Source organism: Rathayibacter sp. AY1D1 (assembly GCF_002932635.1).
GTDB lineage: Bacteria > Actinomycetota > Actinomycetes > Actinomycetales > Microbacteriaceae > Rathayibacter.
On record NZ_PSVY01000002.1, the window covers coordinates 1 to 18,692 of the forward strand.

Consider the following 18,692-nt stretch of genomic DNA (forward strand, 5'->3'; position numbering starts at 1 on the left):
GGGCGGGACGGGGCGGGCTCGGCGGCAGGAGTCGGGGAGGCGGTCGCCTCGATCCCTCTCGACGCCGGTGCGCCGACGGGATCGTGGGACGGCTCCTGTTGCGGCGGGCGTCCCGTCCTCCCGGGGGTCGCGCGCGTCGCTCCGGCATCGTCCGACGCGGCCCGTCCGGCCACGGCCGGCACCGTGCTCCTCGGAGCGGCGCCGGAACCCCTGGACCGCCCCGCCGGATCGCCGTCCGCTGCACTCGTCCGGTCCGCGGCCTCCGGGTCCGTCTCCGGTCGGTCGGCGCTCGCCGTCGCTCCTCCGCTCGACGCCGGCGCAGCCGCCTCGGCCGTTGCGCGCTCGTCCACCCGCGCGGAGGCGTCCTCCGCCGCCACGAGCGCGCCGCCCCCGTTCCCGGACAGCAGCACCACCGCGCCGACGACTCCCGCGACCGCGAGTGCCGCCGCAGCGGACGCGGCGACGACTACTCCTGTTCCGCTGCCCGCTCTCGACGCTCGGACCGCTCTCGACGCTCGAACCGCGCTCGACGCCCGGACCGCGCTCGGCAGCGGACCGGAGGCCGCGCCAGAGCCCCCGCCCGCCGCCCAGGCTGCCGCACCGCTCACGCCGGCCGAGAGCGGCAGCAGCACCGACGCGAGGCGGCGCGCAGTGCTCTCGGCCTCCGCCAGCGCCTCCCGGCAGGAGAGGCACCCGTCCAGGTGCCGGTCGATGCGGTGCCTGTCCCGGACGGGGGCTCGTCCTCGCGCGTACGTCCCCGCCCGCTCGAGCACCCACTCGCACTCGCCCGTCGCCGAGGCGTCCGCCACGTGCTCCCGGATCCACGCGGAGCGCAGCCCCTCCCGCGCCCGCACCCCGAGCGCTGCGACCGCGTTGGGCCGCAGGCCCATCAGCGGTGCGGCGGCGGCGGGGGACAGGCCCTCCACCTCCGTGTACCAGAGCACCTCCTGCCAGCGCGGCGGCAGCGCCCGGAACGCGCGCGCGCCCAGGTCGCGCTCGAGGGCGGCGAGGGCGTGCGCCTCGGGATCGGGGCCGGCAGAGGGGAGGGCGCGGTCGGCCTCGTCGAACGGCCGCTCGTGCCGGTCCCGCCGGGCCCAGGATCCCGCGACGTTGCGGACGGTGGTGAAGAAGTAGGGGCGGAAGGCGCCCTCGGGTCCGCCGCCGCGCTCGATCGCCCGCAGGACGCGGAGGAACGCCTCCGAGACCAGGTCGTCGGGGTCGGAGCTGCTCGCCCACGCCCGGGCCACGGTGCGCCCGGCCGAGGAGTGGCGGCGCCAGAGCTCGGAGACCGCGTCGGTGCGGCCCTCCCGGACCAGCGCGACGAGCTCCTCGTCGCTGCGGCCGTCGATGCGCTCGGAGCGGCGTCGAGGACCCACGGCGACGCCCTCCCTCCCGGTCCCGCGCCGGGACCGCCCGAGGGATCGTCGCACGATCGCGCGTGCCCGCCCCCGACTGGCGCGACTCCCGCGCCACCCGGCCCGCTTGCTAGAGTGAGCCCGCCGCGACTGGCGTTCGGATGGGTGACCATCAGGGAGCGGCACCTCCTCCGGGGCAGCGCCCCGGACACTTTTCCCGCCGCACGCCTGGGCTGGAACGGATACCGTAGATCGGGTCGCCCGAACGAGCCGTGTCGCGCCGCAGCGACCTGCCGGGCCCCTTCCGTTTCCCAGCCAAGGAGCGTCCGTGTCCTCTTCCCCCGCCAGCCCCGGCGTCGCCGCCTCGTTCGACCAGCCCGTGTCGGTGGTCGACCCCGAGATCGCCGCCGTGCTCCAGCAGGAGCTCGACCGCCAGCGCGGCTACCTCGAGATGATCGCGAGCGAGAACTTCGTGCCGCGCGCGATCCTCGAGTCGCAGGGCTCCGTCCTGACCAACAAGTACGCCGAGGGCTACCCCGGACGCCGCTACTACGGCGGCTGCGAGTACGTCGACATCGCCGAGCAGCTCGCGATCGACCGCGCCAAGGCCCTCTTCGGCGCCGAGTTCGCCAATGTCCAGCCGCACTCCGGAGCCTCCGCCAACGCCGCGGCGCTCGCCGCGCTCGTGCAGCCCGGAGACACCATCCTCGGCCTCGAGCTCGCGCACGGCGGCCACCTGACCCACGGCATGAAGCTGAACTTCTCGGGCAAGCTCTACAACGCGACCGCGTACGGCGTCGACCCGCAGACCTTCCGCATCGACATGGACGCGGTCCGCGAGAAGGCCCTCGAGGTCCGTCCGCAGGTGCTCATCGCCGGCTGGTCCGCCTACCCCCGTCAGCTCGACTTCGAGGCGTTCCGCGCCATCGCCGACGAGGTCGGCGCGAAGCTCTGGGTCGACATGGCCCACTTCGCAGGCCTCGTGGCGGCGGGGCTGCACCCGTCGCCGGTGCCCTACGCCGACGTCGTGACGACCACCGTCCACAAGACGCTGGCCGGCCCGCGCTCGGGGCTCATCCTCGCGAAGCAGGAGTACGCCAAGAAGCTGAACTCGGCCGTCTTCCCCGGCCAGCAGGGCGGCCCGCTCATGCACGTGATCGCCGCGAAGGCGACCGCGTTCAAGCTCGCCGGCGAGCCCGAGTTCGCCGACCGCCAGGCACGCACCATCCGCGGCGCGCAGATCCTCGCCGAGCGCCTCACGGCGGCCGACTCGAAGGCCGAGGGCATCGACGTCCTGACCGGCGGCACGGACGTCCACCTCGTCCTCGCCGACCTGCGCGACTCGCCGCTGGACGGCAAGCAGGCCGAGGACCGCCTCCACGAGGTCGGCATCACGGTCAACCGCAACGCCGTGCCGTTCGACCCCCGCCCGCCGATGGTCACCTCGGGCCTGCGCATCGGCACGCCGGCGCTCGCGACCCGCGGCTTCGGCGACACGGAGTTCACCGAGGTCGCCGACGTCATCGCCGAGGCGCTCAAGCCCTCGGCCGACCTCGAGGCGCTGCGCGGCCGTGTCGCCCGCCTCACCGACGACTTCCCGCTCTACCCCGGGCTGTAGTCGATCCGCTGCACCACCCGCGCGGCGGAGGCCGGGGCACCGTCCCCCTCCGCCGCGCAACGACCGAGGAGCCCGAGATGACGGCACAGGTACTCGACGGCGTCGCGACGGCGACGGCGGTCAAGACGGAGATCGCGGAGCGGGTCGCCGCTCTGCGCGAGCGGGGCGTCGTGCCCGGGCTCGGAACGCTGCTGGTGGGGGACGATCCCGCCTCCCGCTCGTACGTCGCGGGCAAGCACCGCGACTGCGCGGAGGTCGGGATCGAGTCGATCCGCGTGGACCTCCCCGCGACCGCGTCGGCGGACGACATCCGCGCCGCCATCCGGCAGCTCAACGACTCGGAGGCCGTGACCGGGTACATCATCCAGCTCCCGCTGCCGAAGGGCATCGACGAGAACGCGATGCTCGAGCTCATGGATCCGGACAAGGACGCCGACGGCCTGCACCCCACCAACCTCGGCCGCCTGGTTCTCGGCGTCGAGGGCGAGCTGGACAGCCCGCTGCCCTGCACGCCGAACGGGATCGTCGAGATGCTGCAGCGCCACGGCATCCCGACCTCGGGCCGGCATGTCGTCGTCGTGGGCCGCGGGCTCACCGTCGGCCGTCCGCTCGGGCTCCTGCTCACGCGGAAGGGCCTCGACGCCACCGTGACCCTCACCCACTCCCGCACGGCCGATCTCGCCGCGGAGGTGCGCCGCGCCGACATCGTGGTGGCCGCCGTGGGCGTGCCCGGGCTCATCCGCGCCGACTGGGTGAAGCCCGGCGCCGCCGTGCTCGACGTGGGCATCACGCGGGTCGAGAACCCGGAGACGGGCCGCGCGAAGCTGACCGGCGACGTCGCACCGGAGGCGGCGGAGGTCGCGGGCTGGCTGTCGCCCGTGCCCGGCGGAGTCGGCCCGATGACGCGCGCGATGCTCATCCACAACGTGGTGACGGCGGCCGAGCGCGCCCTGCGCTGACCGGTCCCGCGCCACAGGACCCGCGCCGGACCGCGCTCGGGGGCGACGTCCAGTCGCCTGCCGGTAGCGTGGCCCGGCGCTCTCGCGTCCCCCACCCCGTCGGACACGTCCTCGGAGCGCGCCCCGCCCCACGAGGAGAACCCATGCTCACCGTCACCGCCTACGCCGCCCCCTCCGCGACCGAGCCGCTCGTCCCCACCACCATCGAGCGCCGCGACGTCGGACCGCACGACGTGCTCATCGAGATCGCCTACTCCGGCATCTGCCACTCCGACATCCACACCGTCCGCGGCGACTGGGGACCGGTGGCGTACCCGCTGACCGTCGGCCACGAGATCGTCGGCGTCGTCGCCGAGGTCGGCTCCGAGGTCACCAAGCACTCCGTCGGCGACCGCGTCGGCGTCGGCTGCATGGTGAACTCCTGCCGCGAGTGCGAGAACTGCCTCGCGGGCGAGGAGCAGTACTGCCTGAAGGGCAACACCGGCACCTACGCCTCCGTCGACCGCGACGGCACCATCACCCAGGGCGGCTACTCCACGCACGTCGTCGTCGTCGAGGACTTCGTGCTCCGCGTGCCGGAGTCGATCCCCTACGAGGCCGCCGCTCCGCTGCTGTGCGCGGGCATCACGACCTACTCGCCGCTCTCGCACTGGGAGGCGGGCCCCGGCAAGCGCGTGGCCGTCGTCGGCCTCGGCGGGCTCGGCCACATGGCCGTCAAGTTCGCGCACGCGATGGGCGCCGAGGTCACCGTGCTCTCGCAGACCCTCAGCAAGAAGGAGGACGGCCTCCGCCTGGGCGCCGACCACTACTACGCGACGCGCGACGAGGCGACCTTCACCGATCTCGCGAACACCTTCGACCTGATCGTCAACACGGTCAGCGCGCCCCTCGACCTCGACGCCTACCTGGGGCTCCTGCGCCGCAACGGCACGATGGTGAACGTGGGCGCTCCGGCCGAGGCGCTGCCGCTGCACGTCTTCACGCTCTTCGGCGCCCGTCGCTCCTTCGCGGGCTCGGGCATCGGCGGCATCCGCGAGACCCAGGAGATGCTCGACTTCTGCGCCGAGAAGGGCATCGCGAGCGAGGTCGAGGTCGTCTCGGCGTCGCAGATCAACGAGGCCTACGAGCGCGTCCTCGCCTCGGACGTCCGCTACCGCTTCGTGATCGACGCCTCCACGTTCGAGAAGTGAGGGCGGCCGGGGCGCTAGCCTCGGCGGCATGAGCGAACGGAGCCACCCGGCCGTCGACCGCGTCCTCGCCGACCTCGACCGGCACGGCGTGCACCCGACCGTGCGCTGGCTCGATTCGGCCGCGTCGACGGCGGCACTGGCGGCCGAGGCGCTGGGCGTCGACGTCGGCCAGATCGCCAACTCGCTCGTGTTCCTGATCGACGGTGCGCCGCTGCTGGTCCTGACCAGCGGCGGCCACCGCGTCGACACCGCCTGGCTGGGCGTGCAGCTGGGCGGATCGATCACCCGGGCGCCGGCCGCGGAGGTGAAGTCCGCGACGGGCCAGACGATCGGCGGTATCGCGCCGGTGGGCCATCCCGCGCCGCTGCGCATCGTGGTCGACACGGCCCTCGCCGCCTACGACGTGGTCTGGGCTGCGGCCGGGCACGCGCACACCGTCTACCCGACGAGCTTCGCCGAGCTGGTTCGGGTCACCGGGGGAGAAGGGCGCGCCGTCGTTCCGCCGGATCCGGCGCCGTAGCGGCTGGACGAGGAACGCCCCCTGCGACGCGAGGTCGCAGGGGGCGTCGACGGAAGCAGAGGTCAGAGCACCCGACCCGCGCCGTCGGCGGCCGTGACCAGGAAGAGCTCCGGAGTCGTGAAGCCCTTCTCGGCGAAGGCGGCGAGGACCGCGGCGCGGACCTCCTCCTCCTTCTCCACCGGGGTGAGGGCGATCGCGGAGCCGCCGAAGCCGCCGCCGGTCATCCGGGCGCCGATCGCTCCGGCGCCGCGCGCCGCCTCGACGGCGGTGTCGAGCTCGGGCACCGAGATCTCGAAGTCGTCGCGGAGGGAGACGTGGCCGGCGTCGAGCAGATCGCCGATCGCCCGGGGACCGTGCTCGCGCAGGGTGCGGACGGTCTCGAGCACGCGGACGTCCTCGGTCACGACGTGCTTCACGCGCCGGTAGGTGACGTCGTCGAGGAGCTCCTGGGCGCGCGGCAGGTCGTCGACCGTCAGCTCGCGGAGCGACGGCACGCCGAGGGTCGCGGCGCCGAGCTCGCAGGAGGCGCGCCGCTCGGCGTAGCCGCCGGTGGCGTGCGCGTGCTCGACGCGCGTGTCGACGACGAGCAGGACGAGGCCGGCCTCCTCGAAGCCGAGGGGGACGACCTCGGTGTCGAGGCTGCGGCAGTCCAGGAACACCGCGGCGTCGCGCTTCCCGAAGAGGGAGGCGGACTCGTCCATGATCCCGGTGGGGGCGCCGACCGCGACGTTCTCGGCGCGACGGCCGACGCGGGCCATCGTCGCGCGGTCGAAGCCGAGGTCCCAGAGCTCGTCGAGGGCGACGGCCATCGCGCACATCAGCGCCGCCGAGCTCGAGAGCCCCGCGCCGACCGGCACGTCGGAGTCGACGTACGCGTCGAAGCCCGAGCGGGAGCCCAGGTCGACGCCGTACTCGGTGAGCGCCCAGACCACGCCGAGCGGGTAGGCCGACCAGCCGGTCACGGCGCCGGGGCCGAGCTCGTCGAGAGCGACCTCGACCACCTCGGGGGAGAAGGCGCTGCTGATCCGGATCAGGCGGTCCTCCCTCGGAGCGACGGCCATCGCCGTGGCGCGGTCGATCGCGAAGGGGAAGACGAAGCCGTCGTTGTAGTCGGTGTGCTCGCCGATCAGGTTCACGCGGCCGGGGCCGGCCCAGACGCCCGCGGCGGGGCGGCCGAAGGTGCGCTCGAAGGCGGCGGCCGCGCTCTCGGCGACGGCGGTCAGGGATGCGGGAGCGGCGGTCATCGGTTCTCCTCGGCGATGTCGGCGGCGGTGGTGGCGGGAGTGGCGGCGCCGCCGGGAAGCGAGTCGTCGCTGTGCGCGGCGACCGGCAGCGCCGCGTCGGGGCGCTGTGCGATCCCGGCCTCGAGCACGGCCGCTTCGGCCCGCTCGATCGCCGCGCGCAGGGCCGCGGCGCTCGTCTCGGGGGCGATGTCGCCGATCCAGGCGCCCATCGCGGCCTCGCTCCCCGCGAGGTACTTGAGCTTCGTCTCGGCGCGGCGGGGCGAGGTGATCTGGAGCATCAGGCGCACCTCGTCGCGGCGCTCGTGCACCGGGGCCTGGTGCCAGGCGGCGATGTAGGGCGTCGGGGTGTCGTAGAGGGCGTCGATGCCGCGGAGCAGGCGCTGGTACATCACAGCCAGCTCGTCGCGCTCCTCCGGGGTCGTCGCCGCCAGGTCCGGGACGTGGCGGTGCGGCAGGAGGTGCACCTCGACGGGCCAGCGCGCGGCGAACGGCACGAACGCGGTGAAGTGCTCGCCGCGGAGTAGGACGCGCTCGCCGGCCTGCTCGAAGGCGAGGACGTCGGCGAACATCGACGGCCCGTAGCTGTCGAGCGAGGCGAGCAGGCGGGTCGTGCGCGGCGTGACGTAGGGGTAGGAGTAGATCTGCCCGTGGGGATGGTGCAGCGTGACGCCGATCGCCTCGCCGCGGTTCTCGAACGGGAAGACCTGCTGCACGCCGGGAAGGGCCGAGAGGGCGCCCACGCGGTCGGCCCAGGCCTCGACCACGGTCCGGGCGCGGGAGGCGCTGAGCGTGGCGAACGAGCCCTCGTGCTCGGGGCTGAAGCAGACGACCTCGCAGCGGCCGACGCTGGTCAGCGTCCGGCCGAGCCCGAGAGTGCGCAAGTCCTCCAGGGAGGCGGGCGCGTCCGCGTCCTCGAGGAGCGGGCCGAAGGAGGGGGAGCGGTTCTCGAAGACGGCGACGTCGTAGCGGCTGGGCACCTCCGACGGGTTCGTCGGCGACGCCGGGGCGAGCGGATCGAGCTCGGCCGGCGGCAGGAACACGCGGTTCTGGCGCGACGCGGCGATGGAGACCCACTCGCCGGTCAGCACGTCCTGGCGCATCCGCGCGGTGGCAGGGCGGGGGTCGAGGTGGCGGGCGTCGGCGGCGCGCTCCGGGGGGAGGGTCGTGTCGGCGTCGTCGAAGTAGAGGAGCTCGCGGCCGTCGGCCAGCGTGTGCGGGCGCTTGACGACGCCGGCGGAGAGGGTGATCGCTTCGTTCATGGCAGGAGTCAGACTAGGGCCGCACCTTCGAAAAGGAAAGCTCGTTTTCGCTTTGACAAGTCCACTCGACCGCGGGCACGATGGGCGGATGAGGACGGACGGCGAGCAGGAGTCCACGTCGGCGATCGAGCGCCGGCTGCGGCTGCGCCTGGCCGCCGAGAGCTCGGGCTTCGTCGGGGTCGCCCCGATGGCCGACATGCTCGGGGTCTCGGTCGTCACCGTCCGCTCCGATCTCGCCCTGCTCGCGAGCGAGGGCGTCCTCCAGCGGGTGCGCGGCGGGGCGATCCCGGCGCCGAGACCCACCGGCGAGCGCTCGCTCGAGGAGGGCCTGAGCGCCGCCTCCGACGAGAAGGCCGCGATCGGCGAGGAGGCCGCCGCCTCCGTCTCCTCCGGGCAGAGCATCGTGCTCGACGTGGGTACCACCCCGCTCGCCATCGCGCACGCGCTCGTGGCGCGGGAGGAGCTGCGCGACGTCACGGTGATCACGAACGGCCTCTCCACGGCGCTGGCGCTCGAGCCGGCCATCCCGCGCTTCACGGTCGTCGTCACCGGGGGCACTCTGCGGCCGCTGCAGCACTCGCTGGTCGAGCCGCTCGCGTCCGAGCTGCTCGAGCGGATCCGCGCCGACATCGCCTTCATCGGCTGCACCGGCGTGCACCCCGAGGCCGGCGTCACCAACGTCAACCTCCCGGAGGCGACCCTGAAGCGCCGGATGCTGCAGGCGGCGACCCGCCGGGTCGTGGTCGCGGACTCCTCGAAGCTCGGAGTGGTCGACCTCGGCCGGGTCGCCGCTCCCGACGAGTTCGACCGTCTGCTCACGGGGGCGGGCGCCGCCGACGGACTCGTCGCCGCTCTGGAGGAGGCGGGGCTCGCGGTCACCCGCTGCCGGGCGCTCGGCGAGCGCGTCAGTCCGTAGGATCGAGGAATGGCCGACTTCACCCCCGCCCCCGCCACCGGGCGCCAGTTCTCGCTCGACCTCACCGCCGAGGGACGCACCCTGCACGCCGTCGTGACGGAGGTGGCCGCAGCGTTGCGCCACCTCTCGGTCGACGGAGTGGAGATCACCGCCTCCTACCCGGAGAGCACCGTTCCGCCGTTCGGCTCGGGCATCGTCCTGATGCCCTGGCCCAACCGCGTGAAGGACGGGCGCTGGCACCACCGCGGCGAGACGCTCCAGCTCGCGATCACCGAGCCGAAGTACCACAACGCCATCCACGGCCTGCTGGTGAGCACCCCGTACCGCCTCGTCGACCAGGGCCCGTCCTTCGTCGAGCTGGCCGCGCCGGTCGTGCCGCAGGCGGGCTACCCGTTCCACCTCGAGACCTCGGTCCGCTACGAGCTGCAGGCCGACGGGCTGAAGGTCGTCCACCGCGTCGTCAACGTCGGCGCCGACGAGGCACCCGTCGCCATCGGCACGCACCCCTTCCTCGCCATCGGCGACGTCCCGACCGACGAGCTCGAGATCACCGTCGACGCGGCGGTGCACATCGAGGTCGACGAGCGCCTCAACCCCACCGTGCAGAACCCGGTCGAGGGCACCGAGTGGGACCTCCGCTCCGGCCGCCGCATCGGCGACCTCGAGCTCGACGACGCCTGGGCCGACGTCCGGATGGTCGACGGCGAGAGCGTGCACGGCCTCCGCGCCGCGGACGGCCGCCGCGTGCTCCTCTGGGCCGACGCCTCGCACAACTTCATCCAGGTCTTCATCACCCGGATCTTCCCCGACGGCGACGACGTGAAGACCGCGATCGCCGTGGAGCCGATGACCGCTCCCGCCGAGGCGTTCAACAGCGGGCAGGGCCTGCGCTGGCTCGAGCCGGGCGAGGAGTGGACCGTCGCGTGGGGCATCCGCCACGAGGGGTTCCCCACCGCGTCATGACCACCCTCGCGGCGGTCGGGCGCGACGACGAGGCCAAGCGCGTCGCTCTCGTCCGGATGAAGCGGCTCGCCACGGGCCTGCTCGTGGTGATGGCCGTCGTCTTCGCCGTGTCGTTCGCCCTGCAGGAGCGCTACCCGTGGCTGCAGTGGGTCCGGGCCGCGAGCGAGGGCGGGATGGTCGGCGCGCTCGCCGACTGGTTCGCCGTGACCGCGCTGTTCCGGCGGCCGCTGGGCCTGCCGATCCCGCACACCGCGATCATCCCGACCAAGAAGGACGAGATCGGCGCGAGCCTCGCGCAGTTCGTCGAGGAGAACTTCCTCCGCGGCGCCATCGTGCGCGAGAAGCTCGACTCCTTCGGGATCGCCCGGCGGGCGGGGCTGTGGCTCGCCGAGCCGGAGAACGCGCACCGGGTCGGCGGCGAGAGCGCCGCGGCCGTCCGCTCGGCGATCGCCCTGCTGGACGACTCCGACGTGCAGCGCGTGATCGAGGCGCTGGCACGGCGCCACCTCCTCGACCCGCAGTGGGGCCCGCCGCTGGGCTCGCTGGTGGGAAGCGTGGTCGAGGCGGGCCACCACCGGCGCCTCGTGGACACGCTGGTGGAGCAGGCGGAGGCGTGGCTGACCGCGAACCCGCAGAGCTTCACCCGCATGGTCAGCGGCCGCCTGCCGAGCTGGCTGCCCTCCGCGGTCAGCCGAGCGGTGGACGAGCGGCTGTACCGCGAGGCGCTCGTCTTCGTCGCCGCGGTGCGCGAGGACCAGGTGCACCCGTTCCGGATCGCGATCGACGGCTACCTCGCCACGCTGGCGCAGGATCTGGGCACAGACCCCGACCTGATCGCCCGGGTCGAGGAGATCAAGAACCGCGCCTTCGACAGCCCGCGCGTCCGCGAGCTCGCCGGGGACGCCTGGGAGGCGACGAAGGCCTCCCTCCTCGGCGCGATGGACGACCCGTCGAGCCCCCTCCGCGGCAGCATCGAGTCGATCGTGGTCGATCTGGGCCGCCGGCTCTCGACCGACGCCGGTCTCGCGGCGACCGTCGACTCCTGGATCGGATCGGTCGCGGCCAACCTGGTCGACCGCTACCGCACCGACATCGCCAGCATCATCGGCGACACCATCCACCGCTGGGACCCGCGTGAGACGTCCGAGAAGCTCGAGCTGCAGGTCGGGAAGGACCTCCAGTTCATCCGGATCAACGGCACCGTCGTGGGCTCCCTGGCCGGGCTGGTCATCTTCACCGTCGCGCACGCGCTGCTCGGCTCGTGAAGCGGGGCGCCCGGGCCCGCTCCGCAAGCCCTCGTCGGCGTCGGTGGTCGGGCGTACGGTCGCACCATGAGCGATGACAACACCACCGATCCCGATGTCAAGACCGAGGGCGACGTCCTCGGCGCCCGTGCCGACGACGGCAGCGACACCAGCGCCAGCAAGGACCCGTCCGACTGGGTCACCGGCGACGAGCCGATGACCGGCCCGCAGCGCAGCTACCTCGACACCCTCGCGCGCGAGGCGGGCGAGACCCTGCCCGCCGACCTCACCAAGGCCCAGGCCTCCGAGCACATCGACCGCCTGCAGTCCTCCACGGGCCGTGGCGACGGCAGCAACGGGCACGACTGATCCCGCCGGGGCGCCCCGGGGCTGAGCATCAGTCCCCGTCGGCGCCCCCGTCCGGGGCGCGCACACCGCGCCCCGGCGTCCCTAGGGTTCCGTCATGGCGATCTCCCGCACCACGCGCAACGCCCTCGACCTCATCGACGCGATCCGGATCCCCGGCCGCATCGATCCCCGTCTGGCCCGGCAGGTGACCCTGTCCCTCCGCCAGCTCCTCGAATCCGGAGCCTTCGGCCCGAGCGAGCGGCTCCTCCGCCGCCGCGCGAGGAGGCTCCGCTCCCGCACCCGCGAAGCGGCCGCGTTCCGGCAGACGCGCCCGGCCGGCTGCACCGTCCACCCCTGAGCCTGCTGAACGGAGCCGCTCCGCTGTGACCGGCGACGGGACAGACACCGTCCGCGCGGTCGTCTAGAGTTCCTGGCATCCGGTCCGCCGGATGCCCGCCGCAGTCTCCCGGCCGGTCGACAACGGAGTCGTCCCGGTGCGGGTCATCCCCCCGTTCGCGCGTCGAACGTTCCGCTGGTTCCAGCACCCCGCTCCCTCCTCGAGAAGGGACTCCCGCGATGACGACCCGCGTCTCGCACACCGCGACCACTGTCCGCCTCGTCCGCTGGTACCGGATCGACTCCGACTGGCTCTCGGAGGTCGTCACCGGCCGCCTGCTCGAGCACCAGGACGGCCGCTGGCGCCTGCTCGTCGGCGAGAAGGTCCGTGACTACCCGGACGAGGTGTGGTCGCTCTGCCACGAGTGACGCCGTCGCGGAGCACCGCGGCCCGGACGAGGCGTCAGAGGTAGAGGTAGTACGTCTTCGCGCAGTCCGTCGAGCAGAACGGGTTACGGCGGCGGGCCGGCCGGACGCGGCACGCCTCGCACAGCCGAGGCCGGCGCAGGAGGACGCGGAGGACGGTCAGCACCTCTGCACGGTAGTGCGGCGACCTGGCTGCGCCCTGGCACTGTCCGGAAAGCGCGACCAGGCGGTCGAGTGGTGGGCCCCGTCGGGCTCGAACCGACGACCCGCGGATTAAAAGTCCGCTGCTCTGCCAACTGAGCTAGAGGCCCGCGCGCTCCAGGGTAGCGGGCCGTCGACGCCCCCGGAGCAGGTGCGGCCCGGAGCAGGTGCGGCCCGTAGCGCGGACGATCCCGGAGCGGACCGCGTCCTCCGCGCGGGCATACCCGCCCAGCCGCGGGCGTTACCCTCCTCGAACCCCCTACGGAGCGCGAGCGCGAGAGCGTCCGCGCGCACGACCGCGGAAGGCGGCCCCATGACAGACGGCTTCCACAAGCCGACCAAGTTCCCCTCCCACGTCTTCGAGGCGTTCCAGGGAGGAGAGGACCCGGCGCAGATCAGCCGTGTCGCCCACGAGACCGCGATCGCGCTGCTGAGCCGTGTCCGGAACGACCCCGACCCGGTGGTCATCGACCGCCTGGTCGAGTACACCGACCACAACGGCATCGACGCGCTCGCCGAGCTCTGGGCGCGCTCCAGCGCGGCGAGCCTGCCAGGCGCCCTCTGGCGGATCTACCTGCTGCGGCTGGTCATCCGGCAGGACCCGGAGAGCACGAGCTTCCTCTACCAGCGCGGAGTCGAGCTGTCCGCCACGATCGACCCGGTAATCGCCGGAGCCAGCACTCCCACGGGGCCGGCCGAGATCACCGAGCTGGCCGACCGGATCCTCCGCGGCGTCTTCGACGGCGACTTCGCGGTGGCACTGGACCGCGCCGCGGCGTTCTGCCGCGTGAGCGCCTCCGGAGCCGTCTCGGTCGCCGACGACGTGGAGCCGGTGAACCCCGCCCGGGCGAGCGAGCTGACCACCCGCGCCCTGCGCCTCTCGACCACCGCGGCCGAGCTCATGAGCTGCGCGCGGCTGTGGCGGAGCGACTCCCTGGAGTGACGCGCAACCCGCGTTCACCCACTGCGAACGCCGCTCGCCGCCACCGCGGAGGCCTTTGGTAGACTGGCGGAAGCCGGATCGCAGTAACCCCGGGCTCCACTTATAGCCGCTTCGAGCGGCCTCGCGCCGAGAGGCGTTCCTGCGGTCCGGCCCCTTCTCTGCTCGCATCGAGGCCACGGTGCGCGAGGCGAGGGCCCAGGAGGAGTCGATCCTCGCCCGAGTCCCCACAGACAGGCGCCAGCGGAATGAAGAACAGCAGAGCTCTCCGGATCGGCGCGCGCGTCTGGGCGGGGACGGGGCTGCTGGTCGTCGCCGCCCTCTACCTCCTCGCCGCGCCGAGCGTCGACGACGCGGAGGGCGCCCAGTTCGCCGCGGGGGTCTCGCTCTCGCAGGGCACGGTGATGCGCGTCCTCGCGGTCCTCGACGTGCTCGCCGGGCTCTGGGTCCTCATCCGCCCGCGCAGCTATCCGGGCATCACCGCTGCGGCGGTGGCCGTGATCTCGCTCTGGCTGGCCCCCCGGCTGGGCGACCCCGCGCTCGTGCCGATCGGCACGTTGGCGCTGGATGTCCGATTCGTGACGCATCCGATCGAGGTGTCGGTCGTCGTTGCAGGCCTGGCCGTGACAGCCTTCTGGATGACGCGGAATCTTTCAGCCCGGGCGCGGGCGAGGCGGGGCTGATGACGGACGACACCACAGCGGAGGCGGCTGTCCTCCTCGAGCGCATCGCCGGGGGAGAGCAGGCCGCGTTCGCCGCGCTCTACGACCAGATGGCCGGCCGGGTCCTCGGCCTGATCATCCGCGTCCTCGTCGACCGCTCCCAGTCCGAGGAGGTGGCCCAGGAGGTCTTCCTCGAGATCTGGCAAACCGCTGGGCGTTTCGCTCCGAATAAAGGAAGCGCGACGACCTGGATCCTCACGATGGCACACCGCAGGGCCATCGACAGGGTCCGCGCGGCTCAAGCCGGCCGTGATCGGGACATGCGCATCGGAATCCGAGACCTCGGACGCGACTACGACCAGGTCTCCGAGCAGGCGGAGGTGTCCCTCGAGCACGAGAAGGTCGCGGCCGCCATGGGCCGCCTGACGGAACTGCAGCGGCAGGCGCTGCAGCTCGCTTACTACGGCGGATACTCGCACAGCGAGATCGCGGGGATCCTGCAGTGCCCCGTGGGAACCGTCAAGACACGCCTGCGTGACGGAATGATCAGACTTCGAGAAGAGATGGGGGTGGCCCTGTGAACGATGTGCGACTCCCCGACGGGATGGACGACCCGCGCGATCTCGCGGCGGGTCACGCACTGGGCATCCTGACGCCCGAGGAGCAGGAGCGCTTCGAGCGCTTCCTCTCCGAGCACCCGGAGGCGCGCGGCGAGGCCGACGCGTTCGCTGAGGTGGCGGAGGCGCTGGTCGCCGACGCACCCGCCGTGGAGCCCTCGCCGGGCTTCAAGGCCGACCTGATGGCGCTCATCGCCACCACTCCGCAGCTGCCGCTGGAGGAGCCCGACGAGGACCACGAGGCGCCCGCCGCGCCCCGTCTGGTCCCCGTCGCCTCCGAGGGCGAGCGGAGCGGTCCGACGGCTCGCCGGGACGGTGGCGGCAGCGCCGCGAACCGCGCCCGGAGCCGCTGGTTCGCCCGCCCCGCGGTCTACCTCTCGGCGGCCGCGGCCGCCGCGGTGATCGTGGTCGGCGGAGTGACCCTTCCGCCGCTGCTCTCGTCCGGCCCCGGCCAGACGCAGCAGCAGACGGCTCTGGAGCAGATCCGCAGCGCCCCCGACGCGCAGGAGACGACCGGCACGGTCGCCACCGGCGAGCAGGCGACGCTGGTCTGGTCGAGCTCGCTCGGCCGCTCCGCCCTCGTGGTGGACGACCTGGCGCCGCTGCCGGAGGACAAGACCTACGAGCTCTGGTACATCGGCTCGTCCGGTCCGGTCGCCGCAGGGACGTTCGATGGGGGAGAGGGCAGCACCGTGGCCCCGCTCGAGGGGAGCCTGACCGAGGGCGGAGTCGTCGCCGTGACGGTCGAGGACGCCGGCGGCTCGCCGACTCCGACCACCGATCCGATACTGGCGATCGACATCGCCTGACGGCCCGAGCACGAGAAGAGCCGCACTCCCATGACGGAGTGCGGCTCTTCTCGTTCCCGGAGGGAACGCGGTGGAACGAGAGCGAGCCGCGAACCCGGAGGGACGCGGCTCGCTCTCGTCTGGGGCGGATCAGCCGAAGCGGCCCGAGACGTAGTCCTCGGTCGCCTGGACGGACGGCCGCGAGAACATCGTCGCGGTGTCGTCGTACTCGATGAGCTTGCCCGGCTTGCCGGTGCCCGCGATGTTGAAGAACGCGGTGCGGTCCGAGACGCGCGAGGCCTGCTGCATGTTGTGGGTCACGATGACGATCGTGTAGTCGTTCTTGAGCTCCTCGATGAGGTCCTCGATCGCGAGGGTCGAGATCGGGTCGAGGGCGGAGCAGGGCTCGTCCATCAGGAGGACGTCGGGGGAGACGGCGATCGCGCGGGCGATGCACAGACGCTGCTGCTGGCCGCCGGAGAGACCGGAGCCCGGCTTGTCGAGGCGGTCCTTCACCTCGTTCCAGAGGTTCGCGCCCTGGAGCGAGCGCTCGACGAGCGCGTCCGCGTCCGACTTCGAGATGCGGCGGTTGTTGAGCTTCACGCCGGCCAGCACGTTGTCCCGGATGGACATCGTCGGGAACGGGTTGGGGCGCTGGAAGACCATGCCCACCTGCCGGCGGACCTGCACCGGGTCGACGCCCGGGCCGTACAGGTTGTTGCCGTCGATCAGGACCTCGCCCTCGACGTGCGCGCCGGGGATGACCTCGTGCATGCGGTTGAGCGTGCGGAGGAAGGTCGACTTGCCGCAGCCGGACGGGCCGATGAAGGCGGTGACCGTGCGGGGCTCGATGGCGAGCGAGACGCCCTCCACCGCGAGGAACTGGCTGTAGTAGACGTTGAGGTCGTTGACCTCGATGCGCTTGGACATTGCTTCCTTCGGGGATTCCGGCCGGAGCCGAGTGGTGGGTGTCAGCGGCCGAGCTTGGGGGCGAAGATCTTCGCGATCAGGCGGGCGACCAGGTTCAGCGCCATGACGATCAGGATGAGGGCCAGCGCGCCGGTCCAGGCCCGGTTGAGGAACGCCTCGGCGTCGGGGCCCTGGTTCGCGTACTGCGTGTAGACGAAGACCGGGAGGGTCATCATCCGCTCGCTGAAGAGGTCGTAGTTCATCGACGCGGTGAAGCCGGCGACGATGAGCAGCGGGGCGGTCTCGCCGATGACGCGGGCGATCGCGAGGGTGATGCCCGTCGTGATGCCGGCGATGGAGGTCGGCAGCACGATCTTGACGATGGTCAGCCACTTCGGCACGCCGAGGGCGTAGGACGCCTCGCGCAGCTCGTTCGGGACCAGCTTCAGCATCTCCTCCGACGAGCGGACGACCACGGGGATCATCAGCACGGCGAGGGCGATCGAGCCGGCGAAGCCCATCCGGACGCCGGGGCCGAGGAGCAGCGCGAAGAGCGCGTAGGCGAACAGGCCCGCGACGATGGAGGGGATGCCCGTCATCACGTCGACGAAGAAGGTGATCGCCCGGGCGAGGTGGCCGCGGCCGTACTCGACGAGGTAGATCGAGGTGAGCAGGCCGATCGGCACCGAGATCAGCGCGGCCATGGCCGTGATCTCGAGCGTGCCGATGATCGCGTGGAGGGCGCCGCCGCCCGCGTCGATGACGTTGCGCATCGACGAGGAGAAGAAGAGCGGATCGAACCGCGCGACTCCGTTGGAGACGACCGTGTAGAGCAGGGAGATCAGCGGGAGCAGCGCGATGATGAACGCGGTCGCGACCAGCGAGGTCACGAGGCGGTCGACAGCCTTGCGGCCGCCCTCGACCAGGCGCGAGACCACGTAGATGGCGACGTCGAAGAGGACGGTGCCCCAGAAGATCGCGCCGACGAGGCTGAAGTCGTTCATCATGCCGGCCGCCTGGAGGATCAGGAAGACGGCGGCGAACACGACCCAGCTGCCGACGAGCAGCATCCAGGGGGTGCCCTTGGGCAGCTTGCCCGCCTGCAGCGAGAAGGGCATCGACGAGGTGGCGGCGGACATCAGTTGGCTCCCGAGAAGGCCTTGCGGCGGTTGACGATGAACCGCGCGACCGAGTTCACGACGAGGGTGATGACGAAGAGGATGAGGCCCGAGGCGACGAGGACGTTGACGCCGACTCCGCTCGCCTCCGGGAACTGCAGCGCGATGTTCGCGGCGATGGTGTTCGAGTTCTGCGAGGTGAGCAGGAGGAAGGAGACGACCGTCGCGGGCGAGAGCACCATCGCGACGGCGAGCGTCTCGCCGAGGGCCCGGCCGAGGCCGAGCATGGCGGCCGAGACGATGCCCGGGGCGCCGAAGGGCAGGACGGCCATGCGGATCATCTCCCAGCGGGTCGCGCCGAGCGCGAGCGCCGCCTCCTCGTGCAGGCGCGGGGCCTGGAGGAAGATCTCGCGGCAGACCGCGGTGATGATCGGGATGACCATGACGGCCAGCACCACCGAGGCGGTGAGGATCGTCTTGCCGGTGCCCGACGCCTGGCCGCCGAAGAGCGGGAACCAGCCGATGTTCACGTTGAGGAAGAGGTAGAAGGGCTGCACCATCGGCGCCAGCACGGTCGCGCCCCAGAGGCCGAAGACCACCGAGGGGACGGCGGCGAGGAGGTCGACCACGTAGCCGAGGGCCATCGCGATGCGGCGCGGCGCGTAGTGCGAGATGAAGAGGGCGATCGCGATCGAGAGCGGCAGGGCGATCACCAGGGCGATCACCGCCGACCAGACCGTGCCGAACACCAGGGGGCCGACGTAGGCCCAGAAGCTCGTCGCGTCGCCGGGGAGGCTGCCGGCCGGCGCGGTGAACGCGGGGATCGACTGCGCGATGAGGAAGATCGCGACGGCGGCGAGGACGAGGAGGATGAGGGAGCCGGCGGCGACGGTCGAGATCGAGAAGACCCGATCTCCGACACGCACCTTCGCCTTCGGGCGGACGACGGTCTCAGTTGCCATTCCAGGGGACTCTCTTCAGACGAGGGGGTTCGGCGGGGCGCACAGGGAGATGCTAGGGCTCGGAGGGGCGTCCGGTGGGTGGAGCCCGGCACAGGCGGGGCCCGTCCCGCGGATCGT

General features: G+C 72.6%; 21 protein-coding genes and 1 tRNA gene. 14 read left to right on the forward strand and 8 right to left on the reverse strand.

Features of this window, described 5'->3' with window-relative positions; genetic code table 11:
• Positions 1-1,376: sigma-70 family RNA polymerase sigma factor (locus tag C5C56_RS01640; RefSeq protein ID WP_104319018.1), on the reverse strand; the 1,376-nt coding region annotated here is incomplete at its 3' end.
• A gap of 307 nt (positions 1,377-1,683) precedes the next feature.
• Between C5C56_RS01640 and glyA the strand changes: the two genes are divergently transcribed.
• The 4 genes from glyA (at position 1,684) to C5C56_RS01660 (ending at position 5,642) form a co-directional block, all read left to right on the forward strand.
• Positions 1,684-2,973 carry a serine hydroxymethyltransferase gene (glyA, locus tag C5C56_RS01645; RefSeq protein ID WP_104224723.1) on the forward strand — a complete coding sequence of 430 codons (1,290 nt, stop codon included), beginning with the start codon at positions 1,684-1,686 and terminating at the stop codon, positions 2,971-2,973.
• Between the two features lie 77 nt (positions 2,974-3,050).
• On the forward strand, positions 3,051-3,932 hold the full coding sequence (locus C5C56_RS01650; protein ID WP_104247702.1) for a bifunctional methylenetetrahydrofolate dehydrogenase/methenyltetrahydrofolate cyclohydrolase: 882 nt from the start codon (positions 3,051-3,053) through the stop codon (positions 3,930-3,932).
• A 143-nt stretch (positions 3,933-4,075) separates the two neighbouring features.
• Complete coding sequence (locus C5C56_RS01655; RefSeq protein ID WP_104233905.1) at positions 4,076-5,122, forward strand: NAD(P)-dependent alcohol dehydrogenase; 1,047 nt, start codon at positions 4,076-4,078, stop codon at positions 5,120-5,122.
• Positions 5,123-5,150: 28 nt separating this feature from the next.
• On the forward strand, positions 5,151-5,642 hold the full coding sequence (locus C5C56_RS01660) for a YbaK/EbsC family protein (RefSeq protein WP_104288067.1): 492 nt from the start codon (positions 5,151-5,153) through the stop codon (positions 5,640-5,642).
• 62 nt (positions 5,643-5,704) lie between these two features.
• On the opposite strand, the gene galK is transcribed toward C5C56_RS01660, so the two are convergent.
• A complete protein-coding gene (gene galK / locus C5C56_RS01665) occupies positions 5,705-6,886 on the reverse strand; it encodes a galactokinase (protein WP_104224719.1) in 1,182 nt (393 codons plus the stop codon).
• Complete coding sequence (gene galT / locus C5C56_RS01670; protein WP_104263068.1) at positions 6,883-8,145, reverse strand: galactose-1-phosphate uridylyltransferase; 1,263 nt, start codon at positions 8,143-8,145, stop codon at positions 6,883-6,885. Before galT ends, galK begins: the two co-directional genes overlap by 4 nt.
• A gap of 88 nt (positions 8,146-8,233) precedes the next feature.
• On the opposite strand from galT, the gene C5C56_RS01675 reads away from it, so the two are divergent.
• From C5C56_RS01675 to C5C56_RS01700, 6 genes are all read left to right on the forward strand, one after another.
• Positions 8,234-9,061, forward strand: a complete 828-nt coding sequence (locus tag C5C56_RS01675; protein ID WP_104288068.1) for a DeoR/GlpR family DNA-binding transcription regulator — start codon at positions 8,234-8,236, stop codon at positions 9,059-9,061.
• Positions 9,062-9,070: 9 nt separating this feature from the next.
• On the forward strand, positions 9,071-10,024 hold the full coding sequence (locus C5C56_RS01680; RefSeq protein ID WP_104263066.1) for an aldose 1-epimerase family protein: 954 nt from the start codon (positions 9,071-9,073) through the stop codon (positions 10,022-10,024).
• A complete protein-coding gene (locus tag C5C56_RS01685; protein ID WP_104224715.1) occupies positions 10,021-11,289 on the forward strand; it encodes a DUF445 domain-containing protein in 1,269 nt (422 codons plus the stop codon). The genes C5C56_RS01680 and C5C56_RS01685 overlap by 4 nt, the downstream gene beginning before the upstream one ends.
• Positions 11,290-11,355: 66 nt before the next feature.
• The gene (locus tag C5C56_RS01690) at positions 11,356-11,637 is read left to right on the forward strand and encodes a DUF3072 domain-containing protein (RefSeq protein WP_104224714.1); all 282 of its coding nucleotides are present in this window, start codon (positions 11,356-11,358) and stop codon (positions 11,635-11,637) included.
• Between the two features lie 94 nt (positions 11,638-11,731).
• Positions 11,732-11,974, forward strand: a complete 243-nt coding sequence (locus C5C56_RS01695; RefSeq protein WP_104273395.1) for a hypothetical protein — start codon at positions 11,732-11,734, stop codon at positions 11,972-11,974.
• 218 nt (positions 11,975-12,192) lie between these two features.
• Complete coding sequence (locus C5C56_RS01700) at positions 12,193-12,381, forward strand: hypothetical protein (RefSeq protein ID WP_104224712.1); 189 nt, start codon at positions 12,193-12,195, stop codon at positions 12,379-12,381.
• Positions 12,382-12,415: 34 nt separating this feature from the next.
• On the opposite strand, the gene C5C56_RS18215 is transcribed toward C5C56_RS01700, so the two are convergent.
• Both C5C56_RS18215 and C5C56_RS01705 read right to left on the reverse strand, forming a co-directional pair.
• Positions 12,416-12,544: a hypothetical protein gene (locus C5C56_RS18215; RefSeq protein ID WP_258063260.1), complete on the reverse strand. Its 129-nt coding sequence runs from the start codon at positions 12,542-12,544 to the stop codon at positions 12,416-12,418.
• Between the two features lie 69 nt (positions 12,545-12,613).
• Positions 12,614-12,689 (reverse strand) — tRNA-Lys (locus C5C56_RS01705).
• Between the two features lie 203 nt (positions 12,690-12,892).
• On the opposite strand from C5C56_RS01705, the gene C5C56_RS01710 reads away from it, so the two are divergent.
• The 4 genes from C5C56_RS01710 to C5C56_RS01725 all read left to right on the forward strand — a co-directional run bounded on the left by C5C56_RS01710 (position 12,893) and on the right by C5C56_RS01725 (position 15,607).
• The gene (locus C5C56_RS01710) at positions 12,893-13,522 is read left to right on the forward strand and encodes a DNA-directed RNA polymerase subunit beta (protein WP_104319019.1); all 630 of its coding nucleotides are present in this window, start codon (positions 12,893-12,895) and stop codon (positions 13,520-13,522) included.
• Between the two features lie 245 nt (positions 13,523-13,767).
• Positions 13,768-14,202, forward strand: a complete 435-nt coding sequence (locus tag C5C56_RS01715; RefSeq protein WP_104227272.1) for a hypothetical protein — start codon at positions 13,768-13,770, stop codon at positions 14,200-14,202.
• A complete protein-coding gene (gene sigK / locus C5C56_RS01720) occupies positions 14,202-14,762 on the forward strand; it encodes an ECF RNA polymerase sigma factor SigK (protein WP_104224709.1) in 561 nt (186 codons plus the stop codon). The genes C5C56_RS01715 and sigK overlap by 1 nt, the downstream gene beginning before the upstream one ends.
• Positions 14,759-15,607, forward strand: a complete 849-nt coding sequence (locus C5C56_RS01725; protein WP_146085222.1) for an anti-sigma factor domain-containing protein — start codon at positions 14,759-14,761, stop codon at positions 15,605-15,607. The genes sigK and C5C56_RS01725 overlap by 4 nt, the downstream gene beginning before the upstream one ends.
• A gap of 129 nt (positions 15,608-15,736) precedes the next feature.
• Here the strand turns inward: C5C56_RS01725 and pstB are convergent, their stop codons facing one another.
• Genes pstB through pstC form a run of 3 tightly spaced genes read right to left on the reverse strand, consistent with a single transcriptional unit; the run spans position 15,737 to position 18,575 of the window.
• Positions 15,737-16,516 (reverse strand): phosphate ABC transporter ATP-binding protein PstB, encoded by a 780-nt coding sequence (gene pstB / locus C5C56_RS01730; RefSeq protein WP_104224707.1) that lies wholly within the window; start codon positions 16,514-16,516, stop codon positions 15,737-15,739.
• A gap of 41 nt (positions 16,517-16,557) precedes the next feature.
• A complete protein-coding gene (gene pstA, locus C5C56_RS01735) occupies positions 16,558-17,634 on the reverse strand; it encodes a phosphate ABC transporter permease PstA (protein ID WP_104224706.1) in 1,077 nt (358 codons plus the stop codon).
• Entirely contained in the window at positions 17,634-18,575 is a 942-nt protein-coding gene (pstC, locus tag C5C56_RS01740) for a phosphate ABC transporter permease subunit PstC (RefSeq protein ID WP_104227270.1), read from the reverse strand. The genes pstA and pstC overlap by 1 nt, the downstream gene beginning before the upstream one ends.
• Positions 18,576-18,692 lie beyond the last annotated feature (117 nt).